The organism is Marinomonas balearica (genome assembly GCF_004362145.1).
Classification (GTDB): Bacteria; Pseudomonadota; Gammaproteobacteria; order Pseudomonadales; family Marinomonadaceae; genus Marinomonas; species Marinomonas balearica.
The window spans coordinates 362,010-379,451 of sequence record NZ_SNXC01000010.1 but is presented as its reverse complement, the minus strand read 5'-3'; the positions used below and the strand labels follow the sequence as shown (position 1 = coordinate 379,451).

The window sequence follows — 17,442 nt, the reverse complement described above, 5'->3', positions numbered from 1 at the left end:
AGCTTATAGCGGGAGAGTACCTTATGATGGAAAACCGAATTAAATATCGTCATCTTCAATGTTTCTTAGAAGTGACTCGCCAAGGCAGTGTGGTTCGTGCAGCAGATGTACTCGCACTCACCCAACCGGCGGTCTCCAAAAAACTAAAAGAGCTGGAAGATATTTTGGGTGTCCGACTCTTAGAAAGAAGCAAAAAAGGCATTGAATTAACGCCGTATGGAGATGTTTTTCTGGAGCACGCCAGCACCAGCGTGGCGGCATTAAGAGAAGGCACAGAACACATTGCTCAAGTAAAGACAAAATGCATAAGTCATATCAGCATTGGCGTATTGCCGACCGTCGCGACCAGTGTTTTGCCTGAATCTGTTAAGCGTTTTCGAGCCGACAACATTGAAGCTCACTTACACTTAGTCTCTGGTCCGAACTCCTCATTGATGGCACAGCTACGAGTAGGCGAACTGGATTTAGTCGTCGGTCGATTAGCGGTTCCCGAAGCGATGTCTGGCCTGTCTTTTCAACACTTATATTCCGAACAGGTCACTTTTGCCGTTCGTCCAGAACATCCTCTTTTATCAAAAGAAGATTTCCATATCAGCGACATCGCCAATTACACCATTTTGTATCCACCAAAAGGCTCCATTACTGGCCCTTACGTCGATCGTTTCCTGCTGTCCCAAGGTGTCGGCGCATTAAATGATCGTATCGATACCGTTTCAGACTCGTTCGGAAAAGAGTTCATTCGTAACAACGATGCCGTCTGGATCATATCTCGTGGCGTGGTGGCTCGTGAAATTGCGGACGGAGCCTTGTCTGAATTACCAATAGACACTAAAGAAACACTAGGGGCCGTCGGGTTAACAACGCGCTCAGATTCAACGCCATCGATGGCATTAAAGCTCTTTATGAAAGCCATTCGAGATACCGCAAAAAATCTCGACAATTACTACAACCCTATGGACCATCAACCCAGAGTTAACGCGACAACGGCATAAATCACATAAAGAGTTCATTTGGGACGTATTGAATATACTCACCTTCGATTATGAACAGTGAATATATTCAATACGCCCCAAAGAACATTTAAAATTCGTCAATAATCAGGTCTAAATTCAAGACCTCTTAAATGAGCACGATTTAAAATGAAGATTTAAATTGGCGTAACTTAAATAAGCTCACTTTTTACATCGTACTTTGTGCAAAACAGATCGAAAACGGGTTTTTCATCCAATATTTTCTCACCTGTGAAAATTTCAAATGCATCGATTCCCTGATAAAAAAACAAATCAAAACCCGATACAATTTTGAGCCCTTTCTTATTAGCAGCAACCAAAAACTCAGTATCCATCGGAGTATAGACTGCATCAAATGCCCATTTTTGGTTTTCAATTAATTCAGCGGATATCGGCATCCCCAAACTTTTGAAGTGACCTACTGGCGTACAGTTCACCAATCCATCAACGTCCTTAGCCACAGCGGGAATATCGTCTTTTGCAACATAACGCGCTTTGAAGCCTGCGTCATTAATCGCGTTGACTAACGAGAGCGCACTTTTTTCATTTAGATCCGTCACGAACACTTCGGTCGCTCCCACCTCAAACAACGCAAAGCCAATCGCTCTACCGACGCCACCCGCACCAATAATCAACACCTTTCCCGCCTGAAGATCCCCCACACGCCCCTTAAAACCACGAATAAAACCCGTGTAATCGGTATTAAAAGCACACACTTTATCGTCTTTAAGCAGCAAGGTATTTGTAGCGCCCACTTTCTTTACCGCCTCATTTACTTCATCAGCACTGTCGATCGCAATTTGCTTATAAGGGTAGGTAACGTTCACACCAACAAAACCCTTAGAACGAATCTCAGCCAGTTTAACGCTATAGGCCTGAACCGAGCTGTCTTTAGGCTCTTGAAGCTGGTAATCAACCGGTATTTGATTAAGACGACCCAACATCCTATGCAAAGAAGGAGATCGAGACGCTGCAATAGCCTGACCAATTAAACCGAGATTTAGCATGATTTTTTCCCTCTACATAATGAAAGACAAATTAATCCTATACTAATAACCTTCTAATGAAGCATGAAAGTTACGCTATATATTTATGCAAAAAGTCATAGTCTTATGATGTGAAGATATCGCCAGTCGGACAAAAAATCGTCTAATTTTACCCGAGGCGCATTAACAACAATGCATGAGTTAATATAGGATTACTTGAGAAATAGATTGCGAACGAAGTGTCAGAGATTTGATCTGAATGTTCAGGATATTACTCAGCACAAATAACAGTTTTGTTAATAAAACCAGCATTTGTGCTGAGCCTAAATACATTAAAAAATACGTCCCTGTACTTAAGGGGTTATCCCATATAGCCAAATAGCCGCGGAACGAACAAAATCAAATCAGGGAAGAGCGTCATAACTGCCAGTGCAAACAACAGCACACCCGTGAACGGAATAACACCTTTGATAATATCCGCCAGCGAAATACGAGTCGTACCATTAATCACGAACAACAATATGCCGTAAGGAGGAGTGATCATACCAATCATCAAGTTAACCAATGTCACCACGCCAAAATACACCAGATCAATACCCAGCTCCCGACACGCAGGAATGAGCAATGGGACGATAACAAGCACAACCGTCGCCGTATCCAACAAACACCCTAGTAATAAAAACAAAACGTTGATGGCAAGCATAAATTGCAAAGGTGAGAGATCCCAAGCAACCAATGTATTCGCGACCGCCGTAGGAATATTTTCTGTCGATACGATGTAATTGAAAATAAGCGCTGCACTTATAACCAAACCGACGGAAGCAGACGACAACGCACTTTGCTTAAAGACATTAGCGAGCTCTTTAAGTGTGATGGAACGATATACGGTCGCAGCCAACAACAAAGCGTACGCAGCCGCTACCGCTGCGGCTTCTGTAGGTGTCGTTACCCCGCCGTAGATACCATACAACAAGATAGCCGGCATCATTAAGGCCGGGAAAGCCTGCCAAGCGACTTTTGGGATGTCTTTTGTTGGCGTTCTTGGCTCTTTAGCAATGTTAAGCCTACGAGCTTGATAAGCGTTGAACGCCATTAACACCATGCCCATAAACAAGCCTGGCACCAAGCCTGCAATAAAGAGATAACCAATAGATACATCCGAGACCAACGCGTAAATAACCATCGGAATAGAAGGAGGAATGATGGGGCCGATCGTCGCAGAAGCAGCAGTAATCGCAGCAGCGTACCCGGGTGGGTAGCGGTTGCCTTTGACCATCATTTCAATAACAACTTTGCCAACGCCTGCGGCATCCGCTACTGCGGAACCTGACATTCCAGAGAAGATCAAACTTGAAACGACATTGACATGGCCCAATCCGCCGCGTAAATGCCCAACAACAGCGACACAAAAGTTCAGTAGACGCTCGGAGATTGTCCCAGCATTCATGATATTAGCAGCGACAATAAATAAGGGAACAGCAAGCAAAATAAAGCTGCCATATATGCCTTGAATAATTTGCTCACCCGCTAACGCAATATCTTGACCACTTGCAGCCAAATACGCGATGGCACCTACTATCATTGAAATTGCAATGGGTGCTCCAAACGCCGCGAGAGAGAAAACCACCAGCAGACAAAGGGAAAATTCAAAACTCATGATGGACTCTCATCATTAAATAAAGAGTGTAATCGAGGGAATACTTGGATCAGAGCTGACCACGAATAGCGGATGACAATTACAGCAATGAACAAGCCATAAATGCTGAACACATAGTTCAATCGAATGCGTAAATTCGCACTTTTCTTGATTTTGTAGAAACTAATGTAATCCCAAGTTGGAAGAAACGAATACGCCATCGCGCCCGCGATTCCAAGCGCAGCAATGAGTGCCATAATTCGTTGGGCTTTGCGTGGTGAGACCGAGTAAAGAACATCGAACTTGATATGGTCTCTTTCTTTTAAACAAAAAGCACTGGCCCAAAACACCAACCATAACCACAACGTAATGCAGACTTCTTCCGTCCATGCCAAAGGCATATTAAAAAAGTATCGGCTGATAATTTGTACCAAAAACACAACAAACATAGCCGCCAACATGGCGGCGGCTATGTTATCTGCCGTACTTTGTAAAACGCGTAAAACTCGTTTCACAAGAGACCTCTATTTACTTCCAAGTGCATTGATTTTTTCAAGCATACCTGTCGGCCAGGTTTTTGAAAGATCAGACTTCAAGTACTCTTCCTGTACATGAGTACGGAATGCCTCAACATTAGGCGTGTACACTTTTAAGCCTTTATCTCTAAAGAACTGCACTAGGTTTTCTTCAAGAGATAGCTGCTTTTGACGCGCACTTTCTGCAGCGTTGTCAGCCGCTTTTTGAATACGAGCCTGTTCGTCTTCAGAGAACTCTTCCCAAGCAGACATAGAGATCGCGATGTAATTGAAATCCACCAAGTGGCTTGTCAAAACGATTTGCTTAGTCACCTCATAGAATTTTGCATCTTTATCAGTAGGTAGAGGGTTATCTTGTCCATCGATCGCGCCTGTTTGTAGGCCTGTATATACTTCGCTAAAAGGCATAGGCGTTGCATTTGCGCCTAATGAGTTGCCTAGAAACTGCCAAGATTCAGTACCTGGCATGCGCATTTTCACACCTTTTAAATCAGCAGGAGTCTCGATCACATCATCAGTACGCAAATTCACTTGGCGGCGACCAAGATACATAACAGAAAGCAACTTAACACCTAAGTCTTCTTCTACTTTTTCTTTCAACGGCGTCATAAAATCAGCGTTAAATACGCGTTGCTGATGCTCTGCATCCTGCATTACATAGCCCGCTGTAAAAATAGAAAACTCAGGGAAAAACTCAGAAATTTGCTGAGCCGACGAGATCGTCATGTCTAAGTTACCACGCGCCATCGCCTCAAGTTCAGTACCTTGTTTAAACAACGCAGCATTCCAATGAGGCTCAAAGGTCGTAATATCTTGAATCTCTTTTGCAAACACTTCTGTCAGCGCAATAGCACGCTGATCCGTAGGGGAAGTGGCGGCAGAAAGACGAAGCTTTTCTGGCGCAGCAAAAGACGATTGGGCAAAAAGCACAGAAGCAATAAGGGTGGTTCCTGTAATCCAACGCTTGGTGGATCTAAGGGGATGTTTTAGCTTACTCATAGATATCTCCATTTTTATTATTTAGTGTCTTGCGTAAGTATGTGTTGCTTTATTTGTGAAATAAGCGCAACGGTATTCGCTTCAGGCGAACTATTATCAAAAGAGAATGTATTGATATTTTTCCAACAACAACGCTGATTGAGAATCTGTTGCGAGAACTCATTCCAATGGTTAAGTTTCCAAATATCGCGTTTCTCTCCTCTTTGAATAAGTCGTTTCTTTGTGACCTCTATACTCGCCGTTACTTCCACCACATGTAGCTCAACAACTGACGAACGAAAAAAAGCTCGTTGTTTGTCTATGTAATCAGGGTCGTCAAAAAAACTGATAAAAGGCGCATCAATCACAACACATGAACTTGAAGACAAGGTGTCGTTCGCGACTTTAAACAACGTTTGATACTCTAGCGGCATGATTTTTTCTTTGTATAAAGCAGAGTTATCACGAGCGTTTGGCGCTTCACCATTTTGTTCGAGCAAAAGTCCGGTTAAACTATTGCAAATGGTATCTTTGTCTAAGTATGTTGCGCCTAGGCTGCTTGCAATAGCTCTGGCAATAGTCGACTTCCCTGATCCAGGAAAACCGACTATTAAAATCACTGCATGACTCACTCTTACCGCCTTACAATTCACATATGAGAATTTGGTTCGTATATACGAACGAAAGTAGATCGTTCAATTGATTTGATAGCGGTTGAGTATATCCAAACCACAATAAAAGTAAAATAAGTTTGTTAATTGATTGAGTTTTGAGTAAATTATCAATACTCATATTCATATATAAGAATTAAGTTCGTATATGCGAATACTGATAGACGGTGAATTATATGGAAACGATTAAGTTAAATAAGTCAGCCGAGCGAGTTGTCGATGTCTTATTTTTGCTCTCTAAAGCAGAACAGGCACTTACTCTAAACGAAATCTGCAAGGCATTAACCTTGCCTAAAAGCAGCGGTTTTGAGTTAGTACAAACCTTGGTTTATAAAGGCTTTTTAGAAATAGAAGACACTCGATTAAAAACCTACAAGTTAGGAATTGGCGCATTTGAAACAGGCATCGCTTATTTATCTAAAATGAGCGTGTCTCAATTAGCGCGTCCTCTGCTTCAAGAACTGAATCGACAAACAGGCAGTACAGTGTTTCTGGGTGTTGAAGATAAAGGAAAAATTGTTTATTTGGATAAAGCTGAAAGCTTTTCAGTCGTTCGACCCACAGCAAAACTTGGCTCTCGTCGGTTTATGCATACAACGGGGCTCGGTAAAGCATTGCTGGCTGCTTTAAACGATGAAAAAATTCACTATATCCTAACCCAAGATGACTTGCTTCCAAAAACAGCACATTCCAATGTGTCAATACAGGATGTTTTAAAAGACGTTCAAGCAATTCGTGATCGGGGCTACTCGATAGATGATCGAGAAGACAACATAGAAACCTACTGTATTGGTTCCGCCATATACGATCAATGGTCTCAACCTATTGCCGCCATTAGTGTTGCTAGCATGTACTCCGCGATGAATTCAGAACGTGAGCAAACCATCATTACATTGGTAAAAGAAACAGCATTAAAACTTTCGCAGCAGTTAGGCTACGGAGGGAACAAATTATATGCAAACTGATGTAATGGAGATTCAATATTACTAAGGATAATAAAACGATGTGGAAAAAGTTTGAAAACCTAAAAGCCATAGCTGATACAGGTATTCTATTAATTATTCGTCTTGATGATGAAAGCGAAGCACTGGCCGTGGCTGAAGCCGCCATTGCGGGCGGAATAAAAGCACTAGAAGTAACATTAAGCGTACCCAATGCCCTTGGCGTCATTTCCACATTGTCCAAAAAGTATAAAGATCAAGGCATCTTGATTGGTGCAGGCACTGTGCTGGATGCTGAAACAGCGCGCGCTGCGATCTTGGCAGGTGCGGAGCTTTTAGTAAGCCCTCATGTCACAACCAGCATGATCCAAATGGCCAATCGCTATCAAGCAGTGAGCGTTTGTGGCGCTTACACACCAACAGAAAGTGTAGCGGCCATCGAAGCTGGCGCTGACATTGTGAAGCTGTTCCCAGCAGATATGCTAGGGCCAAAGTATGTTAAAACAATTAAAGCGCCGCTAGAACAAGCTCCGATCGCTCCAACAGGAGGCGTCACTCCAGAGAACGCTCGCGAATGGTTTGCTGCGGGTTGTGTATCAGTAGGCGTAGGCAGCTATATCTCCAAAGCCGCTCAAGGTACTGGTGATTACTCAAAAGTGACTGAAGCTGCTAAAACCTTCTTAGCCGCTGTCAAGGATGCTCGAAGCTCACTGTAATTTGTAGCATTTTGCAGTGCAGGCAATCCATTAGAACAACAAACAAAGTCCTCCCCCTTCAGGGCTTTACTTTAAAAGGCCACACCTTCTTAACGTGTGGCCTTTTAATATATCAAATTGGGCAAAAACTTCTGGCTGAAATAAGCAACCTCGCTTATTGAACCACAAGCATAGACTGAAGACCCAGTGCCACAACGTATCAAGTAAGGTCAGCTCTGAATGGCTTATGCCATTTAATCTACAATAAGATCGTCGGAAACGATTTTAAACAGTTCGGCTGGTCTTCGATGTAGGGCAGGAGTCTGGCATAATCCCAGCATAGTAACTAACGACATTACTGGCTTCTTCTGACGTGCTCGCTCACCTATTTTCAAGTGACAAATTGGCCTATTAAATTAGGCCTTACCCTGCGTTTTACTTGACGAGTTGAGTCATATTAACTCCATTTTAAGCGGCGAGCGGAAAGTCCAGTCGTGTGCAGAGGATTGGTATACACTTATTCAACTTTCTGATAAGTAAAACGATTTCCCGAGGACAAACTTAAATATTCTAGTTGTTTCTGTGATGTTTCTAAAATCCTGTAAGAGTCGTAGTTGTATGCATCGCTAGGGTCAGACGGATATAATTCACCACGTTCAATCAATCCTCGATACATTGTAAAATACACTCCGCCGGACACTCCCCAAACACCAAACTCTTTTTGTGTGATAGTCATAGTTCCAGCAGCATCATAAACTTTAAATTCTATTAGATACTGACCATCGTTAAATCGCTCAACTAGAGTTTCTCTCATACCACCTTCTTTTGTAGGTTGTTTGGACAGCCATTTACCCACAAAGCTTGCTCTAAGTGCCTCTTTGTCCTCACTTAAAACTGGTTTAAACTCAGTGAGTGCGTCTCCATTTTGGATTGTAGTAGTTGCACAACCTGTCAAAAACAATGCCATTGATAATAGTACTGCTAGAATCTTCATAGTTTCCCTTGTATAACAATTAAGAGTTATACGGCGGCGCAGCCGCTGTTATAACCGTCTGTAGAAATGCCGCGTTTTATATAGGGATGTTCTTTTTTACAATGCGACCTCCCTGTGTCTTTGCGGTTTGCTTTCGAGTGCTCTTGTCCTAAAATCAGGCTACGAAGGCTCTTTTCTGAACGTTTTTTACTCGTCTATCCCTGTAGTTTTACCCAGATTTTAGGTGATTGGCAAGCCTAATCCCTCCGTACCTTTTACGTAATCACGGTTGCTCAGTTACTCAACTAGAGACAATTCTGAACGTAGATTAATTTGATATTAGTTGCTTTTATTTCCAACAATTTGATCCATCCTCTCATACATAGTGAGAGGATGGATCATCGAAAGTAGGCTAGTAAATAGCTGGGGTCATGTATGGGATCATTTGCCCAAGCTTGTGACAAAAAAGTTTATATACTAAGAGTATTACGACTATCTTAAGTCATTACTTTTGGGTAAAAATGAATCATTGGTTAAACAGTTCGTTTCGAGTCTATCCCACAAAAGTGGACTTGCTGCCCATACCAGATTACCTTCAAATAAGCCGTTAGAATCTAAGAAAGAGGATACTTTTCCCCCCGCTTCTTGGATCAGCAAAAGCCCTGCTAATGCATCCCAACTATTTAGATGTGCTTCGAAGTACCCATGAACTAGACCTGAAGAGACGTGCGCAAGCATTAATGCTCCTGCGCCAAAGCGGCGATACTCAATATCTAGTGCATCTAGCGTCTGCAATAAGTCCAGATATCCTTTCAATGGTCGACGGTTCGACCTCCCCAGACCGATTATTGCCTGCCCTATTTCTGGCTCGGTCATGGAAAGTTTCTTGCCATTTAAATACGCGCCTTTATCTCGCATCGCAAAGAAAAACTCATCTCGATCTGGCGCATAAATAAAACCTAACTCAATCTCATTATTCACTACATAAGCAACCGAGACACACCAATAATCCATGCGCTGTAAAAAGTTTGTCGTCCCATCTATTGGATCAATTACCCATACGCCCATTTTGTGACTTTGTGCTTTGACTCCTTCTTTGTCAGATAACCCGCTCTCTTCCCCTAGAAATTGATCATTTGGAAACAAGGGCAAAATGGCTTCTTTAAGGTCATTTTCAACCGCTATATCTGCGTCGGAAACGAAATCCTGCCGCCCTTTCTCCATAATTGCCAAGCCGTTGGCCCGAATGTCTTGCGCTCGCTTTCCAGCCGCTTTAATCGCAGCCTCTAATTTTGCATACTCTGGAAAAAATTCCATTCTATCCCCTTACATCTATACGATGTTTTAGTCATTCATTGGTGATGTGTGACGACAAACTAATGAAACAGGGATCATTTCAATTCGTTGAGCCGAATTTGCATCTGCGCCTCGCGCTTCTAAACACGCGATTGCCTGAGAAGCCATAGCACTCGTGTTTTGTCTGATTGTGGTTAATCGGTAACTGTATTGAGCCGTTATCTGCGTATCATCAAACCCTATAAGATGAAATTCTTTTGGCGCTTCAAATCCGCACTCTCTCATGCCATCTAGAAAACCGCAGGCAAGTTGAGCATTGGCGCAAAAAATACCATCCAGTTTGCTCACCGATCCGGTCTTAAGAGACAAGCAGTAATCATGAGCGGCGGCACGCCCTCCTTCATACCCATCTTCAAAAGCAGTGAGATCAGATAGTGTCAAACCAAACTCTGGCTGCTTGCTCTCTACTAAACGCCGATACGTTTTTCCGCGATTCACCCCTGCCCAAGTTGACCCCTTATAGTTTAACCAACCAAGTGCACGACATTTAGATTGCAGCAATTGCGCTAGAGCCAACTCGGCTCCCATCTTATTGTCTGAACATACAAAATCCACATACGGCAAATCCATATGTCGGTTAATGCCTACTACAGGAATGTTATGTTGAACACACTCGCTAACAAGTTCAGTTGGAGGCTGCCCAGAAGTCACAACCACACCCGAAACTCGGTATTGAGTAAACTGGCGAATGGTTTCTTCTAACTGCTCTTGATTTTTAACTTCTGTCACTAAAGCCTGGTAACCCTTTTCGTGAATCTCAGTTAATAAGCTTTCTAATAAGCTGCTTCTAAAAGGGTCACTTAAGCGTGCAACGACCACTCCGATTAATTGACTTCGCTTACGATTGAGGCCTTGTGCAAGGAAGTTCACCTGATAACCAAGCTCGCTCGCTGCTCGCATGACTTTTTCACGGGTTTCAGGTGCGATACTGCCATTACTGGTGAACGTTCTTGAAACTGAAGCACGAGAGACGCCAGCCTTGTCCGCAACATCCTGTGCCGTTACCGTTTGACGGTTTGTAAATGTCTTGCTCTGTTTATTCATCGTTCCTTTCTTACCTTCAAACACCTTTGAATCCATCTTTAGGTTTTACCGTTCATTAAATCGATTGTTAGTCCGTCATAACTCAAAAACATATTATCTCTTTTATTAACCACTTGTTTTAAAAGCGAAATTTCTTCATCCCAACAGTGGTATATCCCTAGCGATTTCAGATCTAACGCTTCAGCAATACCAATACAGTCTGGCAAATCTCCGTGAGACGAATTATCAGAAAGCGCAACAAACGAAGCACACTCCTGAAACGCGACATCGGCCCCTTTCATTAGACGTTTGGTTTCTTCAGTCGCTCGCCCATCACCGCTATAAAACAGAGTACAATCTCCAAGCCTAATCTTAAGCGAGCGATTAGAGATCTCATGCTGAGTGTACGCAGTTTCAACCTTCCAAACTCTTTGATTCAGACTATCTGTTTGAGTAAGAGGCCATGAAAATACATCTTCAATATCGTGCCAACGGATGTCAAAACACACTTCGGTTTCAGGCCAGATAGCCAAAGCCACCAGTCCTTTCAACGGTTCCTGTTGATCAAGCTGGCAATAAATATCAAGCGACTCAGAGCGGTTAAAACTCTTCCAATTATTTATGAGCGCCGTTAAGCCTGTGCTGTGGTCAGGGTGGATATGTGTAAAATAAATCACCTTTATTTCATTCACATCCAGACCTCGTTGGAACAATGCCCGCGGTACTGTCGGCCCACAATCTATCAACCATTTAATGCCTTGATCATCCTCTATTAAGATCGAAGAGGTATTGTTCGTTTTCGAGAAGGCGCTGCCGCTTCCAACTACATCAATTTTCATACTTGCTCGCGAAGTTGTCTTTTTAGCTTAATTAAAATGTCACAAAGATCCGACAAAGTAATCCCATAATGTCGTCTAGATATTGCATTTTTTTTACAAATCAATGAACACGTGTTCATTGAATGAAAATTATTAAAAATTCGAGTTTCTAATGATCCTCGAAAGCGTCATCGGAGATGAGTAATGACTCGATTAAACATCGAAAACCTGAATGCGGGCTACGGTAATAAGCAAATACTGAATGATATAAGCCTGACTGTAGAACAAGGTGAAATGATCGCATTGCTCGGTCCATCCGGTTGCGGAAAAACGACACTGTTGAATGCACTGTGTGGTTTCGTCCCCGTTTCAGGAGGCAAAATTAAGGTGGGAAATCGGGATATTACGACTCTGCCTGCAGAAAATCGCAACATCACTATGGTGTTTCAAAGCTATGCACTTTGGCCCCATATGACGGTCGCCCAAAATGTTGGATATGGTCTTAAAGTTCAGAAAGTGGCACGCGAAGAAATCGAAGAAAGAGTCCATGAACTGCTTAGCATTGTTCGATTGGCTGGCCTCGCTAACGATAAAGTTACCACGCTATCAGGAGGCCAACGTCAACGTGTTGCTCTAGCTAGGGCGCTAGCCATTCGTCCTGATGTCTTGGTGCTGGACGAGCCTCTTTCCAATCTCGACGCTAAGGTTCGGCTCAACGTTCGTCACGAAATCAAAGCACTTCAAAAGCAACTGGGCTTCACATCACTCATTGTTACCCATGATCAAGAAGAAGCGCTTGTAATGGCAGATAGAATTGCGGTTCTAAACAAGGGACAAATTGAGCAACTTGGTAGGCCAGAAGAGATATATCAGTCGCCTAAAACGCCATTTGTCGCGAATTTTATGGGTGCCGAGAACCAAATCGTCTGGACGCCGGAGCTTGAAAGCTCAATTTTAACCGGCAATAGCGAAGCGTTATTTGTTAGCAGGCCTACCAACCTAACCGCCAATCAGCAGGTTTTCTTCCGCAGCGAAAACGTCACGCTCATTACAAATACCAGCCGTTTCGACAACGATAATTCAGTTCTGTCGCTTCGTGGCCATGTTATGCAAAGTGCCTTTTTTGGCAACAATTACAGAATTAGTGTGCAGTGTGGGGAGCACATTATTCAGGCAGATCATACCTGTGATCTACCTGCCAACACCCCTGTTTTATTGAGTGTTCCAGCTCATGCGTTGCATGTATATGACATTGAAACTTCGTTCAAGTCAAACGCATACGCAACGATTCAAACTTCAACATCGTTTCAAACAATTTAACGAGGAAAAATCATGTTAGCTAAAACGAAATTTGCGGTCCTGGCCACTCTTAGCATCGCGCCATTAATGAACGCAGCGCATGCCGAAACCGTTTTGAACGTAGCTTCTGCTGGCGGTCAAAACATGGTGGATTACGTCAAAACTTATCTAGCGCCGAAATTTGAGGAAATGCATCCAGACGTAAAAGTTAATGTCGTCGGAACAGGACCTGGAGACGCAGGCTCTCACAAGATTTACGAGAAGCTTTCTGCGCAAAAAGGGGCTAATAAAGCTACATGGGATATTGATGTTGCCGTTGTACACCAAAAAATGGGGGGAGAAATGGTGACTGAAGACCTACTCGCGAAATACCGCAACGACATTGAAACAGGTAAGTTGGTTTCTCGTAGCAGTGCGGAAAACGCGCTGGGCACTAATGTAAGCGGCTACGTAATGCCTATGTTCCACAGCCAAACAGCCATTGCATACAACAGCGCATTCATCAAGAACCCTCCGAAATCTTACGATGAATTGGTTACTTGGACAGAGAAAAACCCAAAAGCATTTGGTTATAACGGTATCAAAAACGGCATGTCAGGCGTGAGTTTCGTCACAGGCTGGATCTACGCGTATGGCAGCGATGCAAAAACACTTTCTAGTACGCCTTATAACAAAGCCAATGAAGCCAACTGGAGCAAAGCTTTTAAAGAACTCAAAGAGTTCAACAAAAACATCACCTTCACTCCAGGTAACGCGGGTACGCTAGACATGCTTAACCGTGGTGAAATCTTCATGGGGCCAGTATGGGTAGATATGTTCTACAGCTGGAAAGATCAGGGCAAGATTCCTCCGACGATGAAGCTTTCTTTAATCGCTCCAGGTATGCCAGGTCAGCCGATGTACTACGTCACTCCGACAAAAGCCGCTCACCCGGAACTTGCTCGTGAGTTCATTGCATTGGCGACAAGCCCAGAAGTTCAAGCAGAAGGCATTGTGAAACGCTTTAACTGGTATCCAGGTATCGATGCGGATCACGTGAAAAGCCAACTAGATGCAGCAACATGGAAAAAACTATTCGCAGAAATCACGCCATCTGATTTGTCTAAATACGGTAAGAGCTTCCCGATTGCGCCTTACTTCAACGACATTAAAGAAGGCTATGAACAGCAAGTTTCTAACTAAGCTTGCAACCCTACTTTAGCTCTCTCTAGGCGTCACCTCCCCCTTTTCTAGGGGGAGATTGGCAGTGCTAGATATTAATCTATACACAAAACGAAATCGGAAGAAGTATGCAAAACAAGACAACCCATAGCCTTTGGTTAGTCGCCCCCGCCGCTATTATGGTGGCCATTTTTTTCTTGTACCCGCTGTTTTTCTCTCTGTATTCGGCTGTTACTTTAGAAGATGGAAGCCTGACACTTGCGCACCTTACAAAAGCGTTCTCGCTGTATTCTAACGATATACTTTTTACTATCGCGATTGTTTTAGCATCGGTTGTTGTACTGGCAATTCTATCGATTACGATTTCCGCGATGATTGTATTATCGCCATTTAAGTCCCTTGTGAGTTTGTTAGGCCTTCTTTACCGTTTACCGTTATTTATTCCTTTTATCGTCACAGCACAAATGATGCGGACATTTCTCGCCAAAAACGGCTTGATGAATAATGCCTTTGTTGCCTCAGGTATGATGACACCAATGGACACCATATCCTTTCTTGGCTGGACAGGAATAATCATCACATTTGTCTGGAAACAGCTGGCTTTCTCTACTCTATTATTATCTGGCGCAATGGCCGCACTTGATCAGAATCAGATTCGCGCCGCGCAAAACCTCGGCGCTTCTCGTGTTCGAATACTCTTTCACATTATGCTTCCACAAGTCTTTCCGACTCTAGGTGTCGCTTTGGTGCTCTCAACCGTCACCATGATGTCCGTTTTATCCGTGCCTTTGATGATAGGAACAGGGACTCCAACTATGATGAGCGCAGACATGGCCTTTCGTGTGAATTCATACGGAGACTACAATGTCGCAAATGCATTAGGGCTAGTGTCTTACCTCATTTGTTCTGGTCTGGCGTGGTTCTACCTTCGCCAAAGCTTGAAAGATAAAGGAGCAACAGCATGATGCATTCCAACCACCAACATCAGCCTGAACCCTCTGTTATGAAGAAATGTAAGTGTTTTTTCGACGCTTTTAACTCTCGCATGAGTTTTTGGTCCCAATGCGTTTTCATTTTAATTTTCGCGCTCATCCTATTCGGCCCAATCACGAACCTGCTGATATGGACTGTTGCCGAAACATGGTACTTTCCTAACGCTCTCCCTTCACAATGGGGAATGAAATATTGGTATCAGGTATTCAATCCATACAGTGATGTGTCAGGGTCGTTGCTTACCAGTATTTTCATTGCAGTACTTACCGTCATTGTCTGTTTACTAGTGTCGGTTCCTGCGGGATATGCTTTATCTAAACACAGTATGCCGTTTAGAGTATTTTGGATGCTCTTGTTCCTGATCCCTCAGGCATTCCCAAACCTGACGGTTTATATGAACATCGCGCGCTTATTTTATGATGTTGGTTTGAACGGTACGATAGTTGGCGTAGTCATAGTACACAGCGTACACGGGCTAATGTTCTCAGTTTGGATATGTGTAGCTGCCTTCGCTTCTACCGACCCGATGTTAGAGCGAGCTTCGCGCAACCTTGGCGCAGGCCCTATTTATACTTTTTTCCATATCGTCTTACCGCAGGCAGCGCCGGGTATTATCGCGAGCTGTATCTTTGTTTTTTTGGAATCCCTAGACGAATTCACAGGAACATTCTTTGTGGGAGCACCCGATATAACGACGCTTCCTTTACTGCTTTATACCGCCAGTATGGAGGGTAACTACCAGATCGCTTCGATCACGGCATTGATACTACTGGTACCCTCTATACTATTTATGCTGCTCATCAACCGATTTATGAAGCCTGAAATGCTAGCCAAGATAGGTAAATAAGAACTTAGAAGAGTGGAATTAGCTTTATTATGCGAAAAGCCATCAATTTTCCTATGCTTGATGGCAAACCTATAAGTAGGCTAAAGAGACTCTTTTTGATCGCAATTTAACCACCAATATCTGTCGTTTTACCCAGATCGTAGGTAATTGGTACATCTAATCCCCTAGCACCTTTTACCTAATCACGGTTGCTCAGTTACTCGTCTGATTAGGCTTGCGGAAAGATGAAAATAGTTCAGTTTTTCATCTTTCCCTTCTTGATCGCAACAACTGAATAAGTGTGCCAGTGTTTCATCTTACCCAGCGAGGTTTTAGCGTTTTCATCTCGTTCAATGAACGTAACAATATCAAACTCTACAAACAAATCCCGTACCTCTGATTCGGATAATGGCATGGTCGGGACACGAAAATTGGAAGCCCAACCGTCGTTTAACCCCATAAAATCGCCAACAAACACGCCACCAATAGCAAGGGAAGAAGTAATACTACGCCAAGTTAAGCCAAACTGAGCGGCATCAGCAAAGAAGAAACTGGAGTTTGCAATAACGGCACCGGCACTCGGATAGTCAAAAGTCTCAAAAGGTGACACAGTGACTTCGACGAGTGATTTCGTGTCGAACCGATCAAGACAAATGGCAACTGAATCTGGGTTAATATCAAAGACGTGAACCTGATAACCGTTTTTTTCTAAAAAATCAGCATCACTTCCCGTACCGCAGCCGCAATCAATCGCCACTTTTAAGTTTGATTCGTTTAACGTTACAGCGGATTCCGTTTGTTTAGAATGTGGGTGAGACAACGCACGTTTATAGTATTGCTGCAAAATTTCCGTATTTTTATCCATACACCACTCCTGATACTGCGAGACGCGACCTTTAAGACCAATCAAGTTGTCAAATGGGAGTTCTATCCGACACATCGACAACCCTTCTTCTATACGCATTGGGCCTCTGTATAAAAAAGCACCAACAGGAAGAAAATACGCTTTAGCTAGAGCGCATTACCCATCGCTCCCGTCATTCTTTTGGCAATGACGTGATGAACTGGCGCAACCGGTAACATATACAATCTTCCCATCCAATTTTTTATATGGACGACAGTAGAAACCGTTACCATTGTCTCTGTGTCGTTAGCATTTCTTTTTTTATGGATTGAAACAACCACACTTAGGTGATTGTCTTCGTCTCCTAATAAAACTTCATTTTCACTGTTTTCAAGGAGTGTAAAAACACCAACCCGCTCACCGACTTTGTAGTCAGCACTGGGCTTTGAGGGATCAATATCAGAAAGCACACCTACGTTTTTGAGCCCAAATAGTTGAACCACGCGGTTTCTCAAGACCATCATTAGATCAATCCAGCTGGGCGTTTTCTTCGCTACTCGGATAAATTGCGCAAGAGGATCTAGATCTGCCATTGCAGCTTGTACACTCCAAGCATCGTAAAAATAGGCTCCTAACGCACGTGGCTCAATTTGACTATTCTCTGGGAGTGCAGTCTTAAACGGTATATTCATAACG

General features: G+C 43.3%; 18 protein-coding genes. 7 read left to right on the top strand and 11 right to left on the bottom strand.

The genetic code is table 11. From position 1 onward, the window contains the following. Nucleotides 1-23: 23 nt before the first annotated feature. Entirely contained in the window at nt 24-992 is a 969-nt protein-coding gene (gene pcaQ / locus DFP79_RS06905; protein WP_133503192.1) for a pca operon transcription factor PcaQ, read from the top strand. 170 nt (nt 993-1,162) lie between these two features. Here pcaQ and DFP79_RS06900 read toward each other — a convergent pair whose 3' ends face one another. The 5 genes from DFP79_RS06900 to DFP79_RS06880 all read right to left on the bottom strand — a co-directional run bounded on the left by DFP79_RS06900 (nt 1,163) and on the right by DFP79_RS06880 (nt 5,778). Then, the gene (locus tag DFP79_RS06900) at nt 1,163-2,017 is read right to left on the bottom strand and encodes a shikimate dehydrogenase family protein (protein ID WP_133503191.1); all 855 of its coding nucleotides are present in this window, start codon (nt 2,015-2,017) and stop codon (nt 1,163-1,165) included. Between the two features lie 340 nt (nt 2,018-2,357). Beyond that, a complete protein-coding gene (locus DFP79_RS06895; RefSeq protein WP_133503190.1) occupies nt 2,358-3,653 on the bottom strand; it encodes a TRAP transporter large permease in 1,296 nt (431 codons plus the stop codon). Continuing rightward, the gene (locus DFP79_RS06890) at nt 3,650-4,147 is read right to left on the bottom strand and encodes a TRAP transporter small permease (RefSeq protein ID WP_013660594.1); all 498 of its coding nucleotides are present in this window, start codon (nt 4,145-4,147) and stop codon (nt 3,650-3,652) included. The genes DFP79_RS06895 and DFP79_RS06890 overlap by 4 nt, the downstream gene beginning before the upstream one ends. A 9-nt stretch (nt 4,148-4,156) precedes the next feature. After that, a complete protein-coding gene (locus tag DFP79_RS06885) occupies nt 4,157-5,167 on the bottom strand; it encodes a sialic acid TRAP transporter substrate-binding protein SiaP (protein WP_013660593.1) in 1,011 nt (336 codons plus the stop codon). Nucleotides 5,168-5,184: 17 nt separating this feature from the next. Next, the gene (locus DFP79_RS06880) at nt 5,185-5,778 is read right to left on the bottom strand and encodes a P-loop nucleotide/nucleoside kinase family protein (protein WP_133503189.1); all 594 of its coding nucleotides are present in this window, start codon (nt 5,776-5,778) and stop codon (nt 5,185-5,187) included. A gap of 215 nt (nt 5,779-5,993) precedes the next feature. Between DFP79_RS06880 and DFP79_RS06875 the strand changes: the two genes are divergently transcribed. Together DFP79_RS06875 and DFP79_RS06870 are read left to right on the top strand one after the other, a co-directional pair. Next, nucleotides 5,994-6,782 carry an IclR family transcriptional regulator gene (locus DFP79_RS06875; protein ID WP_013660591.1) on the top strand — a complete coding sequence of 263 codons (789 nt, stop codon included), beginning with the start codon at nt 5,994-5,996 and terminating at the stop codon, nt 6,780-6,782. Between the two features lie 38 nt (nt 6,783-6,820). Continuing rightward, nucleotides 6,821-7,474 (top strand): bifunctional 4-hydroxy-2-oxoglutarate aldolase/2-dehydro-3-deoxy-phosphogluconate aldolase, encoded by a 654-nt coding sequence (locus DFP79_RS06870; RefSeq protein ID WP_013660590.1) that lies wholly within the window; start codon nt 6,821-6,823, stop codon nt 7,472-7,474. A 496-nt stretch (nt 7,475-7,970) separates the two neighbouring features. Here DFP79_RS06870 and DFP79_RS06865 read toward each other — a convergent pair whose 3' ends face one another. The 4 genes from DFP79_RS06865 to DFP79_RS06850 form a co-directional block, all read right to left on the bottom strand. Next, nucleotides 7,971-8,447 carry a putative periplasmic lipoprotein gene (locus tag DFP79_RS06865; RefSeq protein ID WP_133503188.1) on the bottom strand — a complete coding sequence of 159 codons (477 nt, stop codon included), beginning with the start codon at nt 8,445-8,447 and terminating at the stop codon, nt 7,971-7,973. Between the two features lie 471 nt (nt 8,448-8,918). Beyond that, entirely contained in the window at nt 8,919-9,743 is an 825-nt protein-coding gene (locus tag DFP79_RS06860) for an inositol monophosphatase family protein (RefSeq protein WP_133503187.1), read from the bottom strand. Nucleotides 9,744-9,770: 27 nt separating this feature from the next. Further along, complete coding sequence (locus DFP79_RS06855) at nt 9,771-10,826, bottom strand: LacI family DNA-binding transcriptional regulator (protein ID WP_133503186.1); 1,056 nt, start codon at nt 10,824-10,826, stop codon at nt 9,771-9,773. Nucleotides 10,827-10,864: 38 nt separating this feature from the next. Next, entirely contained in the window at nt 10,865-11,644 is a 780-nt protein-coding gene (locus DFP79_RS06850; RefSeq protein ID WP_133503185.1) for an MBL fold metallo-hydrolase, read from the bottom strand. A 183-nt stretch (nt 11,645-11,827) separates the two neighbouring features. On the opposite strand from DFP79_RS06850, the gene DFP79_RS06845 reads away from it, so the two are divergent. The 4 genes from DFP79_RS06845 (at nt 11,828) to DFP79_RS06830 (ending at nt 15,923) form a co-directional block, all read left to right on the top strand. Continuing rightward, the gene (locus tag DFP79_RS06845) at nt 11,828-12,943 is read left to right on the top strand and encodes an ABC transporter ATP-binding protein (RefSeq protein ID WP_133503184.1); all 1,116 of its coding nucleotides are present in this window, start codon (nt 11,828-11,830) and stop codon (nt 12,941-12,943) included. Between the two features lie 12 nt (nt 12,944-12,955). Further along, on the top strand, nt 12,956-14,104 hold the full coding sequence (locus DFP79_RS06840; RefSeq protein ID WP_133503183.1) for an ABC transporter substrate-binding protein: 1,149 nt from the start codon (nt 12,956-12,958) through the stop codon (nt 14,102-14,104). A gap of 107 nt (nt 14,105-14,211) precedes the next feature. Beyond that, nucleotides 14,212-15,048, top strand: a complete 837-nt coding sequence (locus DFP79_RS06835) for an ABC transporter permease (protein WP_133503182.1) — start codon at nt 14,212-14,214, stop codon at nt 15,046-15,048. Further along, nucleotides 15,045-15,923, top strand: a complete 879-nt coding sequence (locus DFP79_RS06830; protein ID WP_243730220.1) for an ABC transporter permease — start codon at nt 15,045-15,047, stop codon at nt 15,921-15,923. The genes DFP79_RS06835 and DFP79_RS06830 overlap by 4 nt, the downstream gene beginning before the upstream one ends. A 235-nt stretch (nt 15,924-16,158) precedes the next feature. Here the strand turns inward: DFP79_RS06830 and DFP79_RS06825 are convergent, their stop codons facing one another. Further along, the gene (locus DFP79_RS06825; RefSeq protein ID WP_243730219.1) at nt 16,159-16,866 is read right to left on the bottom strand and encodes a class I SAM-dependent methyltransferase; all 708 of its coding nucleotides are present in this window, start codon (nt 16,864-16,866) and stop codon (nt 16,159-16,161) included. 47 nt (nt 16,867-16,913) lie between these two features. Further along, nucleotides 16,914-17,438, bottom strand: coding sequence for a DUF2867 domain-containing protein (locus DFP79_RS06820; protein ID WP_133503181.1), 525 nt, complete (start codon nt 17,436-17,438; stop codon nt 16,914-16,916). Nucleotides 17,439-17,442: the final 4 nt, after the last annotated feature.